Below are 26,453 nucleotides of genomic sequence, written 5' to 3'. Positions count from 1 at the left end.
AAAATTTAAAGTACACATATATGTCAGCAGAAGCGCACGATCACGATCACGGACACGATCACGAGCACGAACATCATCATAAAGACACGTTCATTACTAAATATATATTTAGTATTGATCACAAAATGATTGCTAAGCAATACTTAATTACCGGTATTATCATGGGAATTATTGGTATTGCAATGTCTTTGCTTTTCAGAATGCAATTAGCATGGCCAGAAGAGTCTTTCAAAATCTTTAATGTTTTATTAGGAGATAAATTTGCACCAGATGGTGTAATGGCAAATGATATTTATTTGGCCTTAGTTACAATTCACGGTACTATCATGGTATTCTTTGTACTGACGGCTGGTTTAAGTGGTACTTTTAGTAACTTACTTATTCCACTTCAAATTGGAGCAAGAGATATGGCTTCTGGATTTATGAATATGATTTCATACTGGTTGTTTTTCTTGTCTGCTGTGATTATGTTGTCTTCTTTATTTGTTGAAGCTGGACCAGCTTCTGCAGGTTGGACAATTTATCCTCCATTAAGTGCATTGCCACAAGCAATTCCAGGTTCTGGAACAGGTATGACTTTATGGTTGGTTTCAATGGCAATCTTTATTGCATCTTCTTTAATGGGATCTTTAAATTACATTGTTACAGTTATCAACTTAAGAACTAAAGGAATGTCTATGACAAGACTTCCACTTACAATCTGGACATTCTTCGTAACAGCTATTATTGGTGTTATTTCATTTCCAGTATTGTTATCTGCAGCATTATTATTGATTTTTGATAGAAGTTTTGGTACTTCATTCTTCTTATCTGATATTTATATCGCTGGAGAAGTTTTACATTACCAAGGTGGTTCTCCAGTATTGTTCGAACACTTATTCTGGTTTTTAGGTCACCCTGAGGTTTATATCGTAATCTTACCTGCAATGGGTCTTGTTTCTGAAATTATGGCTACGAATTCTCGTAAACCAATTTTTGGATACAGAGCGATGATCATGTCAGTTCTTGCAATTGCATTTTTATCTACAATTGTTTGGGGTCACCACATGTTTATTTCAGGTATGAATCCTTTCTTAGGATCTGTATTTACCTTTACAACTTTATTGATTGCGATTCCATCTGCTGTAAAAGCGTTCAACTGGATCACAACATTATGGAAAGGTAACCTGCAATTTAACCCTGCAATGTTATTCTCTATCGGAATGGTTTCTACTTTCATCACTGGAGGTTTAACAGGAATCATTTTAGGAGATAGTACTTTAGATATTAATGTTCACGATACATACTTTGTAATTGCTCACTTTCACTTAGTAATGGGTATCTCTGCACTTTATGGAATGTTTGCTGGTATTTACCACTGGTTCCCTAAAATGTACGGAAAAATGTTGAACAAAAACTTAGGTTATATTCACTTTTGGGTAACAGCAGTTTGTGCTTACGGAGTTTTCTTCCCAATGCACTTTATAGGATTAGCTGGTCTACCAAGACGTTATTATACAAATACAAACTTCCCATTATTTGATGATTTACAAAATGTGAATGTTTTAATTACAACATTTGCTCTTGTAGGGGGAGCGTTCCAATTAGTATTCTTGTACAACTTCTTTAGTAGTATTTTCTACGGTAAGAAAGCAGTTCAGAATCCATGGAGATCTACAACATTAGAATGGACTACTCCAGTAGAACATATTCACGGTAACTGGCCAGGTGAAATTCCTCACGTATATCGTTGGCCGTATGACTATAGTAACCCAAATCACGATGTAGATTTTGTACCGCAAAATGTACCAATGAAAGCAGGTGAAGAAGTTTTACACCACTAAAAATATTTAAAAAAGACCATCTGAAAAGATGGTCTTTTTTGTTTTGGCTAAAGTTAGAATTTGACTTTAAGTTTCAGTATTTTATTTGAGATTTATCTGTTTTACAAACTGATTACTTTGTCTATCTTTGTAAAATGAATGAGAACCTAGATCCCACTACAAATGGGTATAACCCAGAAGAATTAGATCTTGAAAAAAGATTACGTCCGCTGTCCTTTGATGATTTTGCCGGACAAGATCAAGTTTTAGAGAATTTGAAAGTTTTTGTAGCTGCAGCCAATCAACGTGGTGAAGCTCTTGATCATACACTTTTTCATGGTCCTCCCGGCTTAGGAAAAACTACTTTGGCAAATATTCTTGCTAATGAACTTGAAGTTGGAATTAAAATTACATCTGGTCCTGTTTTGGATAAACCTGGTGATTTGGCTGGTTTATTGACAAATCTTGATGAGAGAGACGTTTTATTTATTGATGAAATTCATCGTTTAAGTCCAATTGTCGAAGAGTATTTATATTCGGCAATGGAAGATTTTAAGATCGATATTATGATCGAATCTGGTCCAAATGCCAGAACGGTACAAATCAATTTAAATCCTTTTACTTTAATTGGTGCTACAACTCGTTCAGGATTATTAACGGCTCCAATGCGTGCACGTTTCGGAATTTCATCACGATTACAATATTATACTACTGAACTTTTGACAACTATTGTCGAAAGAAGTTCTTCTATACTTAAAATGCCAATATCATTGGATGCTGCTATCGAAATTGCTGGTAGAAGTCGTGGTACACCTCGTATAGCAAATGCTTTGTTGCGAAGAGTTCGAGATTTTGCACAGATTAAAGGCAACGGAACCATAGATCTTGAAATTGCACGTTATGCTTTAAAAGCACTTAATGTTGATGCGCACGGATTGGATGAAATGGATAATAAGATTCTATTGACGATTATTAATAAGTTCAAAGGTGGACCAGTTGGTCTTTCAACTTTGGCAACTGCCGTTTCGGAAAGTAGTGAAACCATTGAGGAAGTATATGAACCATTTTTGATTCAGGAAGGTTTTATTATGCGTACTCCGCGTGGTCGAGAAGTTACAGATAAGGCCTATAAACATTTGGGAAAAATAAACACCAACATTCAGGGTGGATTGTTTTAATTCTATTTAAAATGTCTGAGAACAAAAAATATAATTACCCGGGCAGACTTTCGATATTAAGATTTTTTCTCAATGCTGAAGGAGTGCGTAGAAATCCAATTCCATACCATAAAAGATATTTTGAGGAATTTGGAGATTCTTTTTCTCTTAAAATTGGTTTTTCTAAGCATATCATTTTATCACGAGATAATGAAATTGCCCAGTATATTTTACAAAAAAATCAAAAGAATTATCATAAGTCAAAATTTCAATCTGTATATCTTTCAAAGTATTTAGGGAAAGGACTTTTGACTGTTGACGGTGATTTTTGGCTAAAGCAAAGAAGGTTAATTCAGCCAGCTTTTCATAAGCAAAAGATGAATCAGTTAGTTGAGAATATGAATTTGACTATTGCTTCTGAATTGGATAATTTAATAGAAGAAAAGGCAATTGATCTTTTTCCTATAATGAGTCAATTAGCCTTTAATGTTGTGGCTAAATCACTATTTCAATTTTCCATTTCAGAAGAAAAGCTAACTCGTATAAAATTTATTATTGAAGAAGTTCAGAATTTTTTAATCAAAGAAATTAGACTTCCACATAAAGGATGGTGGTTTTCTGTTACCGGACAGGTGAAAAAACATCTTGAATTGGCAGAAGAAAATAATGGAATCATTCAGGAAATCATTGAGCAGAGATTGACTTCGAAAGAAGAGATTAACGACTTGCTGAATATGCTTTTAGAAACCCGATATGAAGATACAGGAGAAGGCATGTCGGTTAAGCAATTAGTTGATGAAATAAAAATTTTGTTTATAGCTGGTCATGAAACAACTGCAAATGCTTTGACATTTACACTTCATCTTTTGGGAAGAAACGCTGATGTGCAACAAAAAGTTCTTGATGAGATTATCGGAATAGAATCTCAAACAAATGACATTGTTGAGCAACTTCAAAAAATGACCTATACAAATGCTGTTTTAAATGAATCGATGCGTTTGTATCCCCCTGCATGGATTACAGACAGGGAAAATGTTACTGATGATATGCTCGCAGGTTTTCATATAAAAAAGGAAACTCTTATTGGGGTTTCTTTTTACGAATTACATCGAAATCCTAAATATTGGGTAAACCCGGATGAATTTAATCCGGAACGATTTCTTGGAGAGCAGAAAAAGCTTTCTATGCAATACTTTTATCCTTTTGGCGCCGGTCCCAGAATGTGCATAGGAGCGGGGTTTGCTATTTATGAAATGTGTTTGACTATTGCTCAAATTGTAAAAAAATATGAGATTAAATCCAATACAGATGAAGCTCAGTTTAATCCTTTAATTACATTAAAACCAGTTGGTGTAGAAGTTTCATTCTCGAAAAGATGAGCATTAATGCAAAAGTGACATATTCGAAATTTATAAAATCAGAAGCAAAACGCCTCGGTTTTCTTTCCTGCGGAATATCTAAAGCTGGATTTCTGGAAGAGGAAGCACCACGTCTTGAAAAATGGCTCAATAATAACCATCATGGTCAAATGGCTTATATGGAAAACTATTTTGACAAACGTTTAGATCCAACTTTATTGGTTGATGATGCTAAAAGTGTTGTCTCACTTTTACTAAATTATTATCCGGAAGAAACTCAAACTCAGGAAAGCTTTAAAATTTCTAAATATGCTTACGGTCAGGATTATCATTTTGTAATCAAAGAGAAATTAAAAGAATTTTTACATTCAATTCAAGAGAATATTGGAGAGGTTTCCGGACGAGCTTTTGTTGATTCGGCACCTGTCTTAGACAGAGCTTGGGCAGCAAAAAGTGGTTTGGGATGGATTGGTAAAAGTGGTAATCTGTTGACTCAAAAAGTTGGCTCTTTTTATTTTATTGCTGAACTTATACTTGATTTAGATTTAGAGTATGATCATGCAACAACAGATCATTGTGGTTCTTGTACAGCTTGCATTGACGCTTGTCCTACGCAAGCAATAGTTGCTCCTCATGTGGTTGACGGAAGTAAATGCATTTCTTATTATACAATCGAACTTAAAGAAAATATTCCTTATGAAATGAAAGGAAAATTTGACGAATGGATGTTTGGTTGTGATACTTGTCAGGATGTTTGTCCCTGGAATCGGTTCTCGAAACCCCATTCAGAACCTTTGTTTAATCCAAATCCAGAATTACTTTCTTTTTCTAAAAAAGACTGGGTCGAAATTACAGAAGAGACTTTTCGAGCAGTTTTTAAAAATTCTCCTATTAAAAGAACCAAGTTTGATGGTTTAAAACGCAATATTACTTTTCTGGAATAGCTTAAAAAAGTTGATATTTTAAGAATTTACGCACTCTTTTTTTGTAAGTATTTTAGACTTAAAATATTTACTGCGAGAGATCTTGTTTTCTTAAACTGGTGAGATTAATATTGACAATTTTATCGGAAATTATACTTTAGCTGCAGGAGATATTGCCGCAAAAAGTGTAATTGTTTTTTAAGTAGTAATTTGTAAAACCGATCTAAATGAGTTGGTTAGCTTAATAAGATATTTAGATATTAATAAAATTATGTAAAGTTCTGTTTATCAGTATTTAAAGAGGAGTCGTGATCTTATTACGTCTCCTCTTTTTGTAAGATATTATTGTTTTTTTGTCACAGAATTAACTAAAAGCTAATTTTTCGATAAAAAATTAAGAAAATTCTGCTCTTTTATTATCAAATTGTTATGTTTATTAAGTATTGAGGTTAAATTTTATCGACAAAAAGTGTATTTCAACGTTTTTCTATGCAGTTTGTCGACGAATGTAGCTAGTAATTAGGGGTTTGTATATTTTCGCTGCTCCAAAACTACTTAATTTAACCAAAAGACATTTTTTGTCTTGAACCTATTATACCTATGGCCCACACGGTACATTTTCTGTATGAAGATCTTGAAAAAACTTTTTTAAGATTTTTGACATCCATTCCTTTCATTTTATCGTATCTGCTCTATATGTTGAAAACCGCTTCCGGTTGTTCAGCCAATTATATTTTTATTACCGCCATTAATACCAACATTGTCTATGCGTAACATTACTTTTAGAACCTCTAAGTTTTCTAGGTTAATTTTTATTGCTTCATTATTTTTACTAAATACCACATTGTCTTTTGCACAAGTATGTGGGACTCCAGGAGCAGATGGACCAATAAATGCTTCGACATCGATAAATACATACTATCCAATAACGGGAACACTGAATTTAGCAAAAGGTGCAAAAACAATTGCGTTAACTGCGGTTCCGGCAACAGATAGTCATGGTAATAATTTTGGCGGAACTCAAATTTCATCAGGAGATTTGGTTTTAATTATCCAAATGCAGGATGCAAGCATAGACTATAGTAATAATCCAAATTATGGTTCGGGAAGCTCAAGTTCAGGAATTGATGGTTTGGGAGGTACCGGATTTACCAATTTAGGAAATACAGGAATCTATGAATATGTTATAGCAACGAGTAACGTACCTCTGACTGGAGGTACTTTGACATTTATAGGAACAGGTACTGGAGGCGGTGCATTGAATGATTATTTTAATGCTGCTCCAACAACAACTAGCGGTAAAAAGACTTTTCAGATTATTCGTGTACCTCAATTCTCAAATTTAACACTTAACTCTAATATAACAACGCCACCGTTCAATGGTTTTGCCGGAGGTATTATTGCTTTTAATGTTTCTGGAACATTCAATTTTAATGGATTTAATATTGATGGATCTGCGAGAGGTTTTAGAGGAGGTTACAGCCCTGTAGCAGCAACAAATGCAAACAATTCAACTACTTATGTAGATAATTCAACAAGCAGTGTAGTTTCGGGAAAAGGAGAAGGAATTGCCGGAACACCGCGATATATGTGGGATGGTTTTAATCAGGTAAATAACGGAGTAGAAGGTATGCCCGGTGGGTCCGCCGGAAGAGGAGCTCCTGCAAATGCTGGTGGTGGTGGAAACGATCACAACTCCGGAGGTGGAGGTGGTGGAAATGGTGGAAACGGTGGTTTAGGAGGTTTAGGATGGCAAGGCGGTGGAGGAGATGTTAGTCCTCTAAACGGAGGTGGCCGACCAGGATACACTTCATATCTTACTGCAACACCATCACTTACCCGTCTTGTTATGGGAGGTGGTGGGGGTGCCGGTGATGCCAATAACGCTGTGAATGGTGTGAAAGGTGGAGTTGGAGGAGCTATAATTTTGATTAATGCAGGTTCAATACAGGGAACAGGAAATATTTATGCAAATGGAGGTGTAGGAGCCGCCGGAACTTATTCGGGCGCACCAGATGGAGCCGGAGGTGGTGGAGCCGGAGGAAGTGTATTTTTAAATATTTCGAATAACAGTACCACGACAATTAATATTGAGGCGAAAGGTGGAAATGGAGGAAATACATTAAATGACGAAAACAATTCACACGGACCTGGTGGTGGTGGTGGTGGTGGAATAATTAGATATAATGTTCCGGGATCTGGAGTTACTATTAATACTTCTGTAATTAATGGAGTTTCAGGAGTAACAGCTGATAATAAAAATCATGGTGCTCAACCGGGAACGGTTGGTTATGTATCTACTTTCAGTTCAAGTGATATGCCATCTGAATTGCAAATTAATTCTAATTGTTTAGCGTCACTTTCTACTAAAGTAAATTCAATAAATAAATCTGTATGTAATACAATTGACGCAACAGTTACATATGAAATCGAAATAACAAATTTAGGAAGTGGAAATGCCGCACAAGTAAATTTAAATTATCTTTTCCCTACCGGAATAAATTTTGATTCTGCAACAGCAACTTATACACTTAATGCTTCTGGACCTACAGGTTCAATGGCAAACACGGGTACAGCAAATAGTCCTATTGTTGGAGGTTTTAATATTCCTTTGAATGGAGTTGTTAAAATTACCCTTATAGGGAAAGTTGCAGCAGCTATGACGCCAGGTACAACTTACAGTTCGAAAGCACAAGCTTTATATTTAGATCCAACAAGAACAATTGCAGATCCAAGTAGAAGAATTACACCATTTACAAATTCTTTTGGAACTGTTAATACAACATATCAAACAGGAGGAGGATTAAATGTGGGAGGTACCAATTTTGATGGTACTTCAAAAACAGAAGATGATGTACTTGTAATAGCATCTCCTGGAACTCCGTCAATTTCAGCAAGTGGTCCAACGACATTTTGTGCTGGTGGAAGTGTTGTTTTGAGTTCAACTGCAGGAACAGGTTATCTGTGGTCAACAGGAGCTACTACTCAAACCATAACAGTAACAACTTCTGGTACTTATACGGTTAAGGTATCTAATGCTTCTGGATGTTATAGTGCATCTTCAGCAGGTACAACAGTCACTGCTAATCCATTACCAACAGCTTATAATGTTACAGGAGGCGGAGCCTATTGCGCTGGTGGAACAGGGGTTGCAGTAGGATTAAGTAATTCACAAACGGGAGTAAGTTATCAATTAAAATTAGCTGGAGCGAATGACGGAACTGCAGTTGCCGGAACTGGTTCAGCAATCAGCTTTGGAACAAAAACAGCTGCAGGAACTTATACTGTAGTTGCCACTAATAGCACAACGAGCTGTACTGCGACAATGACAGGCAGCGCGACAATAAGTATAAATCCATTACCAACAGCTTATAATGTTACCGGCGGTGGAACTTATTGTGCAGGCGGAACAGGATTTGCAATTGGATTAAGTAATTCTCAAAGCGGAGTAAGTTATCAATTACAATTAGGAGGTACTAATAATGGAACTGCAGTTGCAGGTACAGGATCAGCAATCAGCTTTGGAACAAAAACAGCTGCAGGAACTTATACTGTAGTTGCCACTAATACTACTACAAGTTGTACTGCACCAATGACAGGCAACGCGACAATAACTGTAAACCCATTACCGACAGCTTATAATGTTACGGGTGGCGGATCATATTGCACCGGAGGAACAGGATTTGCAGTTGGATTAAGTAATTCCCAAAGCGGAGTAAGTTATCAATTAAAATTAGCTGGAGCGAATGACGGAACTGCAGTTGCCGGAACTGGTTCAGCAATCAGCTTTGGAACCAAAACAGCTGCAGGAACTTATACTGTAGTTGCCACTAATACTACTACAAGTTGTACTGCGACAATGACAGGCAGCGCAACAATAACAATAAACCCATTACCAACAGCTTACAATGTTACCGGAGGCGGAGCATATTGCGCAGGCGGAACAGGAGTTGCAGTTGGATTAAGTAATTCACAAACCGGAGTAAGCTATCAATTACAATTAGCTGGAGCGAATGACGGAACTGCAGTTGCCGGAACTGGTTCAGCAATCAGCTTTGGAACCAAAACAGCTGCAGGAAATTATACTGTAGTTGCTACTAATACTACTACAAGTTGTACTGCTCCAATGACAGGCAGCGTAACTATAACAGTAAATCCATTACCAACCGCTTACAATGTTACCGGTGGTGGATCTTATTGCGCAGGCGGAACAGGAGTTGCAGTTGGATTAAGCAATTCACAAACCGGAGTAAGTTATCAATTACAATTAGCTGGAGCTAATGACGGAACAGTCGTTGCAGGTACAGGTTCAGCAATCAGCTTTGGAACCAAAACAGCTGCAGGAAATTATACTGTAGTTGCTACTAATACTACTACAAGTTGTACTGCTCCAATGACAGGCAGCGCAACAATAACAGTAAATCCATTACCAACAGCTTACAATGTTACCGGTGGCGGATCTTATTGCGCAGGCGGAACAGGAGTTGCAGTTGGATTAAGCAATTCACAAACCGGAGTAAGTTATCAATTACAATTAGCTGGAGCGAATGATGGAACTGCCGTTGCAGGTACAGGTTCAGCAATCAGCTTTGGAACCAAAACAGCTGCAGGTACTTATACTGTAGTTGCTACTAATACAACAACAAGTTGTACTGCTCCAATGACAGGCAGCGTAACTATAACAGTAAATCCATTACCAACCACTTATAATGTTACCGGTGGCGGATCTTATTGCGCAGGCGGAACAGGAGTTGCAGTTGGATTAAGTAATTCACAAACCGGAGTAAGTTATCAATTACAATTAGCTGGAGCGAATGATGGAACTGCTGTTGCAGGTACAGGTTCGGCAATCAGCTTTGGAACAAAAACAGCTGCAGGAAATTATACTGTAGTTGCTACTAATACTACTACAAGTTGTACTGCTCCAATGACAGGCAGCGTAACAATAACAATAAACCCATTACCAACAGCTTATAATGTTACCGGAGGCGGATCATATTGTGCTGGCGGAACAGGAGTTGCAGTTGGATTAAGCAATTCACAAACCGGAGTAAGCTATCAATTACAATTAGCTGGAGCGAATGACGGAACTGCAGTTGCCGGAACTGGTTCAGCAATCAGCTTTGGTACAAGAACAGCTGCAGGAAATTATACTGTAGTTGCTACTAATACTACTACAAGTTGTACTGCTCCAATGACAGGCAGCGTAACTATAACAGTAAATCCATTACCAACCGCTTATAATGTTACCGGAGGCGGAGCATATTGCGCAGGCGGAACAGGAGTTGCAGTTGGATTAAGTAATTCACAAACCGGAGTAAGCTATCAATTACAATTAGCTGGAGCGAATGATGGAACTGCTGTTGCAGGTACAGGTTCAGCAATCAGCTTTGGAACCAAAACAGCTGCAGGAAATTATACTGTAGTTGCTACTAATACTACTACAAGCTGTACTGCTCCAATGACAGGCAGCGTAACTATAACAATAAACCCATTACCAACAGCTTACAATGTTACCGGTGGCGGAGCATATTGCGCAGGCGGAACAGGAGTTGCAGTTGGATTAAGTAATTCACAAACCGGAGTAAGCTATCAATTACAATTAGCTGGAGCGAATGATGGAACTGCTGTTGCAGGTACAGGTTCAGCAATCAGCTTTGGAACCAAAACAGCTGCAGGAAATTATACTGTAGTTGCTACTAATACTACTACAAGCTGTACTGCTCCAATGACAGGCAGCGTAACTATAACAATAAACCCATTACCAACAGCTTACAATGTTACCGGAGGCGGAGCATATTGCGCAGGCGGAACAGGAGTTGCAGTTGGATTAAGTAATTCACAAACCGGAGTAAGCTATCAATTACAATTAGCTGGAGCGAATGACGGAACTGCAGTTGCCGGAACTGGTTCAGCAATCAGCTTTGGAACCAAAACAGCTACAGGAAATTATACTGTAGTTGCTACTAATACTACTACAAGTTGTACTGCTCCAATGACAGGTAGCGTAACTATAACAGTAAATCCATTACCAACAGCTTACAATGTTACCGGTGGCGGAGCATATTGCGCAGGCGGAACAGGAGTTGCAGTTGGATTAAGTAATTCACAAACCGGAGTAAGCTATCAATTACAATTAGCTGGAGCGAATGATGGAACTGCCGTTGCAGGTACAGGTTCAGCAATCAGCTTTGGAACAAAAACAGCTACAGGAAACTACACAGTTGTTGCCACTAATAGCACAACAAGCTGTACTGCGCCAATGTCAGGCAGTGTAACTATAAGTACAAACCCATTACCAGCAAAACCAGTTACTTCTGTGACGCAACCTAATTGTAATACATTTACTGGTTCGATTACAGTTACAGTGCAAGATCCATTAGAAACTTATAGTTTTGATAATGGACAAAATTTTCAGTCAGGTAATTCAAAATCAGGATTAACACCAGGTAGTTATGATGTGATTATTAAGAATACATCTGGATGTAACTCACCAAAAAATACAGTTACTATTAATGTTAAACCAAATTGTCCACCAGTAGCCGTTGACGATACAGCAACTGCAACGGAAGACACACTTTATACATCAACGGTAAGCCTTGTGACCAATGATACCGATGTAGATTCAAGCCCATTAACCGTGATCGCTGGAACTTACACAACAACTAAAGGCGGAACATTAACTTTAGCGGCTGATGGATCATATACTTACATGCCGGCTCCAAATTTCAACGGAACCGATACAGTAGATTACACCGTAACTGACGGAAGTTTAACAGATATTGGAACATTAACAATCACAGTAAATGCTGTAAATGACGCACCAATTGCTGTTGACGATACAGCAACCGCAACGGAAGACACACTTTACACATCAACTGTAAGTCTTGTGGCGAATGATACCGATGTAGATTCAAGCCCATTAACAGTAATCGCTGGAACTTACACGACAACTAAAGGCGGAACATTGACGTTAGCAGCTGACGGATCATACACTTACATGCCGGCTCCAAACTTTAGCGGAACTGACACGGTAGATTACACAGTAACTGATGGAAGTTTAACAGATATTGGAACATTAACAATCACAGTAAATGCAGTAAATGATGCGCCAGTAGCCGTAGACGATACAGCTACAGTAACCGAAGACACGCTTTACACATCAACGGTAAGCCTTGTGGCGAATGATACCGATGTAGATTCAAGCCCACTAACAGTTGTAGCAGGAACTTACACAACAACTAAAGGCGGAACCTTGACGTTAGCAGCTGATGGATCATACACTTACATGCCGCCAGCAAACTTTAGCGGAACCGACACAGTAGATTACACCGTTACTGATGGAAGTTTAACAGATATTGGAACATTAACAATCACAGTAAATGCTGTAAATGATGCACCAATTGCTGTTGATGATACAGCAACTGCAACGGAAGACACGCTTTACACTTCAACGGTAAGCCTTGTGGCAAATGATACTGATGTAGATTCAAGTCCACTAACGGTGATCGCTGGAACTTACACGACAACTAAAGGTGGAACCTTGACTTTAGCTGCTGATGGATCATATACTTATATGCCAGCTCCAAACTTTAGCGGAACTGACACAGTAGATTACACCGTAACTGACGGAAGTTTAACAGATATCGGAACATTAACCATTACAGTAAACGCAGTAAATGATGCACCAATCGCTGTTGATGATACGGCAACCGCTACAGAAGACACGCTTTATACTTCAATTGTAAGTCTTGTGGCCAATGATACTGATGTAGATTCAAGCCCACTAACCGTGATCGCTGGAACTTACACTACAACTAAAGGCGGAACATTGACTTTAGTAGCTGACGGATCATATACTTATATGCCAGCACCAAACTTTAGCGGAACTGACACTGTAGATTATACGGTAACGGATGGAAGTTTAACAGATATCGGAACATTAACCATTACAGTAAATGCTGTAAATGATGCTCCAATTGCTGTTGACGATACAGCAACTGCAACGGAAGACACACTTTATACATCAACGGTAAGCCTTGTGGCAAATGATACCGATGTAGATTCAAGCCCACTAACAGTGGTAGCTGGAACTTACACTACAACTAAAGGCGGAACCTTGACTTTAGCAGCAGACGGATCGTATACTTACATGCCGGCTCCAAACTTTAGCGGAACCGACACAGTAGATTATACGGTAACTGACGGAAGTTTAACAGATGTTGGAACATTAACCATTACAGTAAATGCTGTAAATGATGCACCAATCGCCGTAGATGATACTGCAACCGCTACAGAAGACACACTTTACACTTCAACTGTAAGCCTTGTGGCGAATGATACCGATGTAGATTCAAGCCCACTAACAGTAATAGCAGGAACTTACACGACAACTAAAGGCGGAACCTTGACTTTAGCAGCTGACGGATCATATACTTACATGCCGGCTCCAAATTTCAACGGAACCGACACAGTAGATTATACGGTAACTGACGGAAGTTTAACAGATGTTGGAGCATTAACCATTACAGTAAATGCTGTAAATGATGCACCAATCGCTGTTGATGATACTGCAACTGCAACTGAAGACACGCTTTATACTTCAACTGTAAGCCTTGTGGCGAATGATACGGATGTAGATTCAAGTCCACTAACAGTTGTAGCAGGAACTTACACGACAGTAAAAGGCGGAACATTGACTTTAGCTGCAGACGGATCATATACTTATATGCCGGCTCCAAACTTCAACGGAACCGACACAGTAGATTATACCGTAACTGATGGAAGTTTAACAGATATCGGAACATTAACCATTACAGTAAATGCTGTAAATGATGCTCCAATTGCTGTTGACGATACAGCAACCGCAACTGAAGACACGCTTTATACTTCAACGGTAAGCCTTGTGGCAAATGATACTGATGTAGATTCAAGCCCGTTAACAGTGATCGCTGGAACTTACACTACAACTAAAGGCGGAACCTTGACTTTAGCTGCTGATGGATCTTATACTTACATGCCACCAGCAAACTTTAACGGAACTGACACAGTAGATTATACAGTTACTGATGGAAGTTTAACTGATATTGGAACGTTAACTATTACAGTAAATGCAGTAAACGATGCACCAATCGCTGTTGACGATACTGCAACTGCAACTGAAGACACACTTTATACTTCAACAGTAAGCCTTGTGGCGAATGATACCGATGTGGATTCAAGCCCACTAACAGTGATCGCTGGAACCTACACGACAGTAAAAGGCGGAACATTAACTTTAGCAGCTGATGGATCCTATACTTATATGCCGGCTCCAAACTTCAACGGAACTGACACAGTAGATTATACGGTAACTGATGGAAGTTTAACAGATATTGGAACATTAACCATCACGGTAAATGCTGTAAATGATGCACCAATCGCTGTTGACGATACGGCCACAGCAACTGAAGACACGCTTTACACATCAAGCATCTCTCTTGTGGCGAATGATACAGATGTAGATTCAAGCCCACTAACAGTAATAGCAGGAACTTACACAACAGCTAAAGGTGGAACATTGACGTTAGCAGCAGACGGATCTTATACTTATATGCCGCCAGCAAACTTTAGCGGAACTGACACGGTAGATTACACAGTAACTGATGGAAGTTTAACGGATATTGGAACATTAACAATCACAGTAAATGCTGTAAATGATGCGCCAGTAGCCGTAGACGATACAGCCACAGCAACTGAAGACACGCTTTACACCTCAACAGTAAGCCTTGTGGCGAATGATACCGATGTAGATTCAAGCCCACTAACGGTGATCGCTGGAACTTACACAACAACTAAAGGCGGAACCTTAACTTTAGCAGCTGACGGATCATATACTTATATGCCGGCTCCAAATTTCAACGGAACTGACACAGTAGATTATACCGTAACCGACGGAAGTTTAACAGATATTGGAACATTAACAATCACAGTAAACGCTGTAAATGATGCTCCAATTGCCGTAGATGATACAGCAACCGCTACAGAAGACACACTTTATACTTCAACAGTAAGCCTTGTGGCGAATGATACGGATGTAGATTCAAGCCCACTAACAGTGATCGCTGGAACCTACACGACAGCTAAAGGTGGAACATTGACGTTAGCAGCAGACGGATCTTATACTTATATGCCGCCAGCAAACTTTAGCGGAACTGACACGGTAGATTACACAGTAACTGATGGAAGTTTAACGGATATTGGAACATTAACAATCACAGTAAATGCTGTAAATGATGCGCCAGTAGCCGTAGACGATACAGCCACAGCAACTGAAGACACGCTTTACACCTCAACAGTAAGCCTTGTGGCGAATGATACCGATGTAGATTCAAGCCCACTAACGGTGATCGCTGGAACTTACACAACAACTAAAGGCGGAACCTTAACTTTAGCAGCTGACGGATCATATACTTATATGCCGGCTCCAAATTTCAACGGAACTGACACAGTAGATTATACCGTAACCGACGGAAGTTTAACAGATATCGGAACATTAACTATCACGGTAACTCCGGTTAACGATGCGCCAATTGCTGTTGATGATACAGCAACTGCAACCGAAGACACACTTTACACTTCAATGGTAAGCCTTGTGGCAAATGATACTGATGTAGATTCAAGCCCACTAACCGTGATCGCTGGAACTTACACAACAGCCAAAGGTGGAACATTGACTTTAGCAGCTGATGGATCATATACTTACATGCCGGCTCCAAATTTCAACGGAACCGACACAGTAGATTACACCGTAACTGACGGAAGTTTAACAGATGTTGGAACATTAACAATCACAGTAAATGCAGTAAACGATGCGCCAATTGCCGTAGACGATACAGCTACAGTAACCGAAGACACGCTTTACACATCAACGGTAAGCCTTGTGGCAAATGATACTGATGTAGATTCAAGCCCACTAACAGTGGTAGCTGGAACTTACACAACAACTAAAGGCGGAACCTTGACTTTAGCGGCTGATGGATCTTATACTTATATGCCGGCTCCAAATTTCAACGGAACCGACACAGTAGATTACACGGTAACAGACGGAAGTTTAACTGATGTTGGAACATTAACTATTACAGTAAATGCAGTAAATGATGCGCCAGTAGCTGTAGACGATACCGCAACTGCAACGGAAGACACACTTTATACATCAACGGTAAGCCTTGTGGCCAATGATACCGATGTAGATTCAAGCCCATTAACCGTTGTAGCTGGAACTTACACCACAACCAAAGGCGGAACCTTGACTTTAGCGAGTGATGGATCATATACTTACATGCCGGCTCCAAATTTCAACGGAACCGACACAGTAGATTATACGGTAACTGACGGAAGTTTAACAGATATTGGAACATTAACCATTACAGTAAACGCAGTAAATGATGCGCCAGTAGCCGTAGACGATACAGCTACAGCAACTGAAGACACACTTTATACATCAACGGTAAGCCTTGTGGCAAATGATACTGATGTAGATTCAAGTCCACTAACGGTGATCGCTGGAACTTACACAACAACTAAAGGCGGAACCTTGACTTTAGCGGCTGATGGATCTTATACTTATATGCCGGCTCCAAATTTCAACGGAACCGACACAGTAGATTACACGGTAACAGACGGAAGTTTAACTGATGTTGGAACATTAACTATTACAGTAAATGCAGTAAATGATGCGCCAGTAGCTGTAGACGATACCGCAACTGCAACGGAAGACACACTTTATACATCAACGGTAAGCCTTGTGGCCAATGATACCGATGTAGATTCAAGCCCATTAACCGTTGTAGCTGGAACTTACACCACAACCAAAGGCGGAACCTTGACTTTAGCGAGTGATGGATCATATACTTACATGCCGGCTCCAAATTTCAACGGAACCGACACAGTAGATTATACGGTAACTGACGGAAGTTTAACAGATATTGGAACATTAACCATTACAGTAAACGCAGTAAATGATGCGCCAGTAGCCGTAGACGATACAGCTACAGCAACTGAAGACACACTTTATACATCAACGGTAAGCCTTGTGGCAAATGATACTGATGTAGATTCAAGCCCATTAACCGTGGTAGCTGGAACTTACACAACAACTAAAGGCGGAACATTAATTTTAGCGGCTGATGGATCATATACTTATATGCCACCAGCAAACTTTAGCGGAATCGACACAGTAGATTATACGGTAACAGACGGAAGTTTAACTGATATTGGAACATTAACCATTACAGTAAACGCTGTAAACCACGCTCCAATCGCTGTTGATAATTCAAATACAACAAATGAAGACACAACTTTAACAGTTGCTGTTACTTCAAGTGTTAATTTATTGGCAAACGATACAGATTCAGATGGTGATACTTTAACCATTACACAATTTGTAATTGGAACAACAACTTATCCAGTTGGAAGTACCGCTAATTTAGCCGAAGGAGATCTGACAATAAATGCAAATGGAAGTTATACTTTCGTTCCAAAAGCAGATTATAATGGATCAGTTCCAAAAGTAACATATACCGTAACTGATGGAACAACTTCTGCTACAGCAAATTTATTTATCACAGTAACTCCGGTAAACGATGCACCAATTGCTGTTGACGATACAGCTACAGCAACTGAAGACACGCTTTATACTTCAATTGTAAGTCTTGTGGCCAATGATACTGATGTAGATTCAAGCCCACTAACCGTGATCGCTGGAACTTACACGACAGTAAAAGGCGGAACCTTGACTTTAGCAGCTGACGGATCATATACTTATATGCCAGCACCAAACTTTAGCGGAACTGACACTGTAGATTATACGGTAACGGATGGAAGTTTAACAGATATCGGAACATTAACCATTACAGTAAATGCTGTAAATGATGCTCCAATTGCTGTTGACGATACAGCAACTGCAACTGAAGATACACTTTATACTTCAACAGTAAGCCTTGTGGCAAATGATACTGATGTAGATTCAAGCCCATTAACAGTGATCGCTGGAACTTACACAACAACTAAAGGCGGAACCTTGACTTTAGCAGCAGACGGATCATATACTTACATGCCGCCAGCAAACTTTAGCGGAACCGACACAGTAGATTATACGGTAACAGACGGAAGTTTAACAGATATCGGAACATTAACAATTACAGTAACAGCTGTAAACCACGCTCCAATTGCAGTTGATAATTCAAATACAACAAATGAAGACACAACTTTGACAGTTGATGTTACTTCAAGTGCTAACTTATTGGCAAATGATACAGATGCAGATGGTGATACTTTGACAATTACACAATTCGTAATTGGAACAACAACTTACCCAGTTGGAAGTACCGCTAACTTAGCCGAAGGAGATCTGACAATTAATGCTAATGGAAGTTATGTTTTCATTCCAAAAGCAGATTATAACGGATCTGTACCAAAAGTAACGTACACCGTAACTGATGGAACAAGTTCAGCGACAGCTAATTTGTTTATCACGGTAACTCCGGTTAACGACGCACCAATTGCCGTAGATGATACAGCAACCGCTACAGAAGACACGCTTTACACATCAAGCATTTCTCTTGTGGCTAATGATACAGATGTAGATTCAAGCCCATTAACGGTTATAGCAGGAACTTATACTACAGCCAAAGGCGGAACATTAACTTTAGCAGCTGATGGATCATATACTTACATGCCGGCTCCAAATTTCAACGGAACCGACACAGTAGATTACACAGTTACTGACGGAAGTTTAACAGATATTGGAACATTAACCATCACAGTAAATGCTGTAAATGATGCACCAATTGCTGTTGATGATACTGCAACCGCTACAGAAGACACACTTTACACTTCAACTGTAAGCCTTGTGGCAAATGATACGGATGTGGATTCAAGTCCACTAACAGTTGTAGCAGGAACTTATACTACAGCTAAAGGCGGAACTTTAACTTTAGCAGCTGACGGATCATATACTTATATGCCGGCTCCAAACTTTAGCGGAACTGACACAGTAGATTATACCGTAACTGATGGAAGTTTAACAGATGTTGGAACATTGACCATTACAGTAACAGCTGTAAATGATGCACCAATCGCTGTTGACGATACCGCAACAGCAACCGAAGACACGCTTTATACTTCAACGGTAAGCCTTGTGGCGAATGATACGGATGTAGATTCAAGCCCACTAACAGTGATCGCTGGAACCTACACGACAGTTAAAGGCGGAACATTAACTTTAGCTGCTGATGGATCATATACTTATATGCCGCCAGCAAACTTTAGCGGAACCGACACAGTAGATTACACGGTAACTGATGGAAGTTTAACCGATATCGGAACATTAACTATTACAGTAAATGCAGTAAATGATGCGCCAGTAGCCGTAGACGATACCGCAACTGCAACGGAAGACACACTTTATACATCAACGGTAAGCCTTGTGGCGAATGATACCGATGTAGATTCAAGCCCACTAACGGTGATCGCTGGAACTTACACAACAACTAAAGGCGGAACCTTGACTTTAGCTGCTGACGGATCATATACTTACATGCCGGCTCCAAATTTCAACGGAACCGACACAGTAGATTACACAGTAACTGATGGAAGTTTAACAGATATTGGGACATTGACAATAACGGTAACAGCTGTAAACCACGCTCCAGTAGCTGTTGATAATTCAAATACAACAAATGAAGACACAACTTTGACAGTTGCTGTTACTTCAAGTGCTAATTTATTGGCAAATGATACAGATGCAGATGGTGATACTTTAACAATTACACAATTTGTAATTGGAACAACAACTTACACAGTTGGAAGTACCGCTAATTTAGCCGAAGGAGATCTGACAATAAATGCAAATGGAAGTTATGTTTTCATTCCAAAAGCAGATTATAACGGATCTGTACCAAAAGTAACGTACACCGTAACTGATGGAACAAGTTCAGCGACAGCTAATTTGTTTATCACGGTAACTCCGGTTAACGATGCGCCAATTGCAGTAGACGACACAGCTACAGCAACCGAAGACACACTTTACACCTCAACTGTAAGCCTTGTGGCAAATGATACAGATGTAGATTCAAGTTCACTAACAGTTGTAGCAGGAACTTACACGACAGCTAAAGGCGGAACATTGACTTTAGCAGCAGACGGATCATATACTTATATGCCAGCTCCAAACTTTAACGGAACTGACACTGTAGATTATACGGTAACGGATGGAAGTTTAACAGATATCGGAACATTAACCATTACAGTAAATGCAGTAAACGATGCGCCAATTGCCGTTGACGATACAGCCACAGCAACTGAAGACACACTTTACACTTCAACGGTAAGCCTTGTGGCGAATGATACGGATGTAGATTCAAGTCCACTAACAGTGGTTGCAGGAACTTATACTACAACCAAAGGCGGAACCTTAACTTTAGCTGCTGACGGATCATATACTTATATGCCAGCTCCAAATTTCAACGGAACTGACACAGTAGATTATACAGTTACTGACGGAAGTTTAACGGATATCGGAACATTAACAATCACAGTAAATGCAGTAAACGACGCGCCAATTGCTGTTGACGATACAGCTACAGCAATTGAAGACACCCTTTACACCTCAACTGTAAGCCTTGTGGCGAATGATACGGATGTAGATTCAAGTCCACTAACAGTTGTAGCAGGAACTTACACAACAACTAAAGGCGGAACCTTGACTTTAGCGACTGATGGATCATATACTTACATGCCGGCTCCAAATTTCAATGGAACCGACACAGTAGATTATACGGTAACTGATGGAAGTTTAACAGATATTGGAACATTGACAATAACGGTAACAGCTGTAAACCACGCTCCAATTGCAGTTGATAATTCAAATACAACTAATGAAGACACAACTTTGACAGTTGATGTTACTTCAAGCGCTAATTTATTGGCAAACGATACAGATGCAGATGGTGATACTTTAACAATTACACAATTTGTAATTGGAACAACAACTTACCCAGTTGGAAGTACCGCTAATTTAGCCGAAGGAGATCTGACAATAAATGCAAATGGAAGTTATGTTTTCATTCCAAAAGCAGATTATAACGGATCAGTACCAAAAGTAACGTACACCGTAACTGATGGAACAAGTTCAGCGACAGCTAATTTGTTTATCACGGTAACTCCGGTTAACGACGCACCAATTGCCGTAGATGATACAGCAACCGCTACAGAAGACACGCTTTACACATCAAGCATTTCTCTTGTGGCTAATGATACAGATGTAGATTCAAGCCCATTAACCGTGGTAGCAGGAACGTATACAACAACTAAAGGCGGAACATTGACTTTAGCTGCAGATGGATCATATACTTACATGCCGGCTCCAAATTTTAACGGAACTGACACTGTAGATTATACGGTAACAGACGGAAGTTTAACAGATATTGGAACATTAACTATTACAGTAAATGCTGTAAACGACGCGCCAATCGCTGTTGATGATACTGCAACTGCAACCGAAGACACGCTTTACACATCAACAGTAAGCCTTGTGGCGAATGATACCGATGTAGATTCAAGCCCACTCACAGTAGTAGCAGGAACTTATACTACAGTAAAAGGTGGAACCTTGACTTTAGCAGCTGACGGATCATATACTTATATGCCGGCTCCAAATTTCAACGGAACCGACACAGTAGATTATACAGTTACTGACGGAAGTTTAACAGATATCGGAACATTAACCATTACAGTAAATGCTGTAAACGATGCACCAATTGCTGTTGACGATACAGCTACAGCAACTGAAGATACACTTTATACTTCAACGGTAAGCCTTGTGGCGAATGATACCGATGTAGATTCAAGCCCACTAACCGTGATCGCTGGAACTTACACAACAACTAAAGGCGGAACATTGACTTTAGCAGCTGATGGATCTTATACTTACATGCCGGCTCCAAATTTCAACGGAACCGACACAGTAGATTATACGGTAACAGACGGAAGTTTAACAGATGTTGGAACATTAACAATTACAGTAAACGCTGTAAACGATGCGCCAATCGCCGTAGATGATACAGCTACAGCAACTGAAGACACACTTTATACTTCAACGGTAAGCTTTGTGGTTAATGATACTGATGTAGATTCAAGCCCACTAACAGTGGTAGCTGGAACTTACACAACAACTAAAGGTGGAACATTAACTTTAGCAGCTGATGGATCTTATACTTACATGCCGGCTCCAAATTTCAACGGAACCGACACAGTAGATTATACGGTAACAGACGGAAGTTTAACAGATATCGGAACATTAACAATAACGGTGACAGCTGTAAACCACGCTCCAGTAGCTGTTGATAATTCAAATACAACAAATGAAGACACAACTTTGACAGTTGCTGTTACTTCAAGCGCTAATTTATTGGCAAACGATACAGATCCAGATGGTGATACTTTAACCATTACACAATTTGTAATTGGAACAACAACTTATACAGTTGGAAGTACAGCAAACTTAGCTGAAGGAGATCTTACGATAAATGCAAACGGTAGTTATACTTTCGTTCCAAAAGCAGACTATAACGGAACAGTACCAAAAGTAACATATACCATAACTGATGGAACAAGTTCTGCCACAGCAAATTTATTTATCACAGTAATTCCGGTCAACGACGCGCCAGTAGCAGTTGATAATTCAAATACAACAAATGAAGACACAACTTTGACAGTTGATGTTACTTCAAGTGCTAATTTATTGGCAAATGATACCGATGTAGATGGTGATACTTTGACAATTACGCAATTCGTAATTGGAACAACAACTTACCCAGTTGGAAGTACAGCTAATTTAGCCGAAGGAGATCTTACCATAAATGCAAACGGTAGTTATGTTTTCGTTCCAAAAGCAGATTATAACGGATCTGTACCAAAAGTAACGTACACCGTAACTGATGGAACAAGTACTGCAACAGCGAATTTATTTATCACAGTAATTCCGGTTAACGATACAATTGTTATAAAAGATGATACGGCAAATTCAGTTGTAAGTACAAATCAACCAAAAACAATCTTGAATGTTCTTGGAAATGATACTAAAAACGGACAGCCAATTGTTTCAACAGATGTAGATATCAAAGAAACAGTTTCAGATCCAACAGGAAATATTAAACTAAATCCTGACGGAACAGTTGTTCTAAAACCAAACGCGCCATCTGGAACTTATGAATTAACATACCAGGTTTGTGAATTAAACACGACAAACTGCGGAACAGCTACAGTAAAAATTACGGTTGTTGCACCAGTTATCGATGCAGTTTCTGAAACTACAGCTCCAATAAATGGAAACATCGGAGGAACAACAATATCGCTTATCACAAACGATACCTTAAACGGAGGTTCAGTAGTTATTGGAAACCAAGTTGGTCAGGTTATTTTGACAGGTATAAATGTACCAACAGGTTTAACTCTAAATGCAGACGGAACAGTAACTGTAGCACCAGGAACTCCAAAAGGAGATTACCAAGTTGAATACAGAATCTGTGAAGCAAATGATCCAAACAATTGTGATACAGCAATAAGTATTATTCAGGTAACGGGAGCAGATTTAGTCTTGAAAGACGATTCTGCAGGTTCAGTTGTAAGTACAAATCAACCAAAAACAATCTTGAATGTACTTGGAAATGATACTAAAAATGGATTACCAATTGTCTCAACAGATGTAGATATCAAAGAAACAGTTTCAGATCCAACAGGAAATATTAAACTAAATCCTGACGGAACAGTTGTTCTAAAACCAAATGCGCCATCTGGAACATATGAATTAACGTACCAGGTTTGTGAATTAAACACAACAAACTGCGGAACAGCTACAGTAAAAGTTACTGTTGTTGCACCGGTTATCAATGCAGTTTCTGAAACTACAGCTCCAATAAATGGAAATATCGGAGGAACAACAATATCGCTTATCACAAACGATACCTTAAACGGAGGTTCGGTAGTTATTGGAAACCAAGTTGGTCAGGTTATTTTGACAGGTATAAATGTACCAACAGGATTAACTTTAAACGCAGACGGAACAGTAACTGTAGCACCAGGAACTCCAAAAGGAGATTACCAAGTTGAATACAGAATCTGTGAGGCAAATGATCCAAATAATTGCGATACAGCAATAAGTATTATTCCGGTAACGGGAGCAGTTATAGTCTTGAAAGACGATTCTGCGGGTTCAGTAGTTGGAGTTAATCATCCGGTAGATGTTTTAAATGTACTTGGAAATGATACTAAAAACGGACAACCAATTGTTTCAACAGATGTAGATATTAAAGAAACAGTTTCAGATCCAACAGGAAATATCAAATTAAATCCTGACGGAACAATTGTTTTAGGTCCAAATGCGCCAGCCGGAACATATGAATTAACGTATCAGGTTTGTGAATTAAACACGACAAATTGTGCGACAGCAACAGTAACAGTTACCGTTGTTGCTCCAACAATGACAATAACAGCAGATAGCTATTGTTCAAACAACGTTCCTTATGTTTCATATAATGTTAAGCCTGACAATTTCACGCCAAACAACTTATTGACAATAACATGGATCGATAGTGCGAATAATGTTGTTGCAACACAAACCAACTTGCCATTAAGCGGAAACATTCTTTGGCCGGGAGCGACTGTTGACAGTAACGGAAACGGTTTAGATTGGCCAGGATGGGTATTGACAAACGGACAATGGACAGAAGGTGCCGATGGATTTGAGAATACAAGACCAAGCGTAACAATGGAATTTTCATTAAATCCAACCGCAAAAGTTGTAGTAAATTATCCTGTAGCAACGGCAGATTGTAATGCAAGACCAGCATTTGTAATTAAAGCAAATGATGATCAGGCAGGACCAATTAATACAAATAAAGAAATAAGTACATCACTGAATATCTTTAATAATGATACTTTAAACGGAACGAGATTTAACGCGTCGAATGTTACTTTAACTACAATTATTGCAAATCCTAATTTAGTTTTAAATGCGGATGGTTCTGTAGATCTTGTACCAAAAACGCCTTCGGGAACGTATCAGTTAACGTATCAAATTTGTGATGCTGTAAATGCGGGTAATTGTAGTCAGGCAGTTGTTACTGTTACAGTATTAAACTCTTTAGATCCGGATCCGCCAACACCACTTATTCTAACGAATGATAAAATAAATGTTGATGGAATAAACGGAGAATTAGAGTTCATAAATGTATTAGACAATGATTTATTAAAAGGATTACCAATTAATATAGCAGATGTTGTATTTACACCTTCAACAAGTCCGTATTTTGAATTTAATGCAGATGGAACAGTAAATGTGAAACCAAATACACCAGGAGGAGATTATACACTGACTTATCAGGTTTGTGAAAAAGCAAATCCACAAAATTGTAAAACAGCAACATTAATTGTTTTTGTTGAAGTTCCGTCAATCGCAATTATTAAAACAGCTTCGTTTAACGACGAAAATGGAGATAAAGTTGCAGAAGCCGGAGAGACGATTACCTATAAGTTCAAAGTAACAAATACAGGTAATGTAGCTTTAACACAAGTTATGATTAAGGATCTTTTACCGGGTCTTGTAATCTCTGGACAAGCCTTTGACTTAGAGCCAAATGAATCTAATGAGACAAACTTTACAGCAGAATATAAAATAACACAAAATGATATAAACCACGGAAGTGTTACAAATCAAGCAAGTGTTGAAGGAAAAAGCGGAAAAGGAGTCGTAGTTGGAGATACATCTGATAAGGATAATAATTCAGAAGACAGACCAACAGTTATTGCATTGAATGGATGTGAGATAAAAGTATTCAATGCTTTTTCTCCAAACGGAGATTCAAAAAATGCAAGATTCTATATTCAGGGATTAGAATGTTATCCTGACAATACAGTCGAGATATACAACCGTTGGGGAGTATTGGTTTATGATACTAATAATTATAATAATGAAGACAGAGTTTTTGTTGGAATCTCAGAAGGACGTACAACTATAAAACAATCTGATGGTTTGCCAGTAGGAACCTATTTCTATATCTTGAAATATAAAGACAGTGGCTCAAACCAACATGAATTATCAGGATACTTATACATTAATAAATAAAAATAATAAACGGCTTAGTCAGGAGCTGAGCCGTTTTTTAAAAGATCATT

Annotated in this window: 5 protein-coding genes; all 5 read left to right on the top strand. The window is 38.9% G+C overall.

Annotation, left to right across the window (positions count from 1 at the left end; genetic code table 11):
- Positions 1-20: 20 nt before the first annotated feature.
- The 5 genes from C8C83_RS05505 (at position 21) to C8C83_RS05485 (ending at position 26,403) form a co-directional block, all read left to right on the top strand.
- Complete coding sequence (locus tag C8C83_RS05505) at positions 21-1,823, top strand: cbb3-type cytochrome c oxidase subunit I (RefSeq protein WP_121326842.1); 1,803 nt, start codon at positions 21-23, stop codon at positions 1,821-1,823.
- A gap of 134 nt (positions 1,824-1,957) precedes the next feature.
- Entirely contained in the window at positions 1,958-2,980 is a 1,023-nt protein-coding gene (gene ruvB / locus C8C83_RS05500; protein ID WP_055096839.1) for a Holliday junction branch migration DNA helicase RuvB, read from the top strand.
- Between the two features lie 11 nt (positions 2,981-2,991).
- The gene (locus tag C8C83_RS05495) at positions 2,992-4,338 is read left to right on the top strand and encodes a cytochrome P450 (RefSeq protein ID WP_121326840.1); all 1,347 of its coding nucleotides are present in this window, start codon (positions 2,992-2,994) and stop codon (positions 4,336-4,338) included.
- The gene (gene queG, locus C8C83_RS05490; RefSeq protein WP_121326838.1) at positions 4,335-5,261 is read left to right on the top strand and encodes a tRNA epoxyqueuosine(34) reductase QueG; all 927 of its coding nucleotides are present in this window, start codon (positions 4,335-4,337) and stop codon (positions 5,259-5,261) included. The genes C8C83_RS05495 and queG overlap by 4 nt, the downstream gene beginning before the upstream one ends.
- A 745-nt stretch (positions 5,262-6,006) precedes the next feature.
- A complete protein-coding gene (locus C8C83_RS05485; protein ID WP_132011683.1) occupies positions 6,007-26,403 on the top strand; it encodes an Ig-like domain-containing protein in 20,397 nt (6,798 codons plus the stop codon).
- Positions 26,404-26,453 lie beyond the last annotated feature (50 nt).

Source organism: Flavobacterium sp. 90 (assembly GCF_004339525.1).
Lineage (GTDB): Bacteria > Bacteroidota > Bacteroidia > Flavobacteriales > Flavobacteriaceae > Flavobacterium.
Note: the sequence above shows the minus strand (reverse complement) of the source record. Positions and strands in the feature narration are given on the sequence as shown.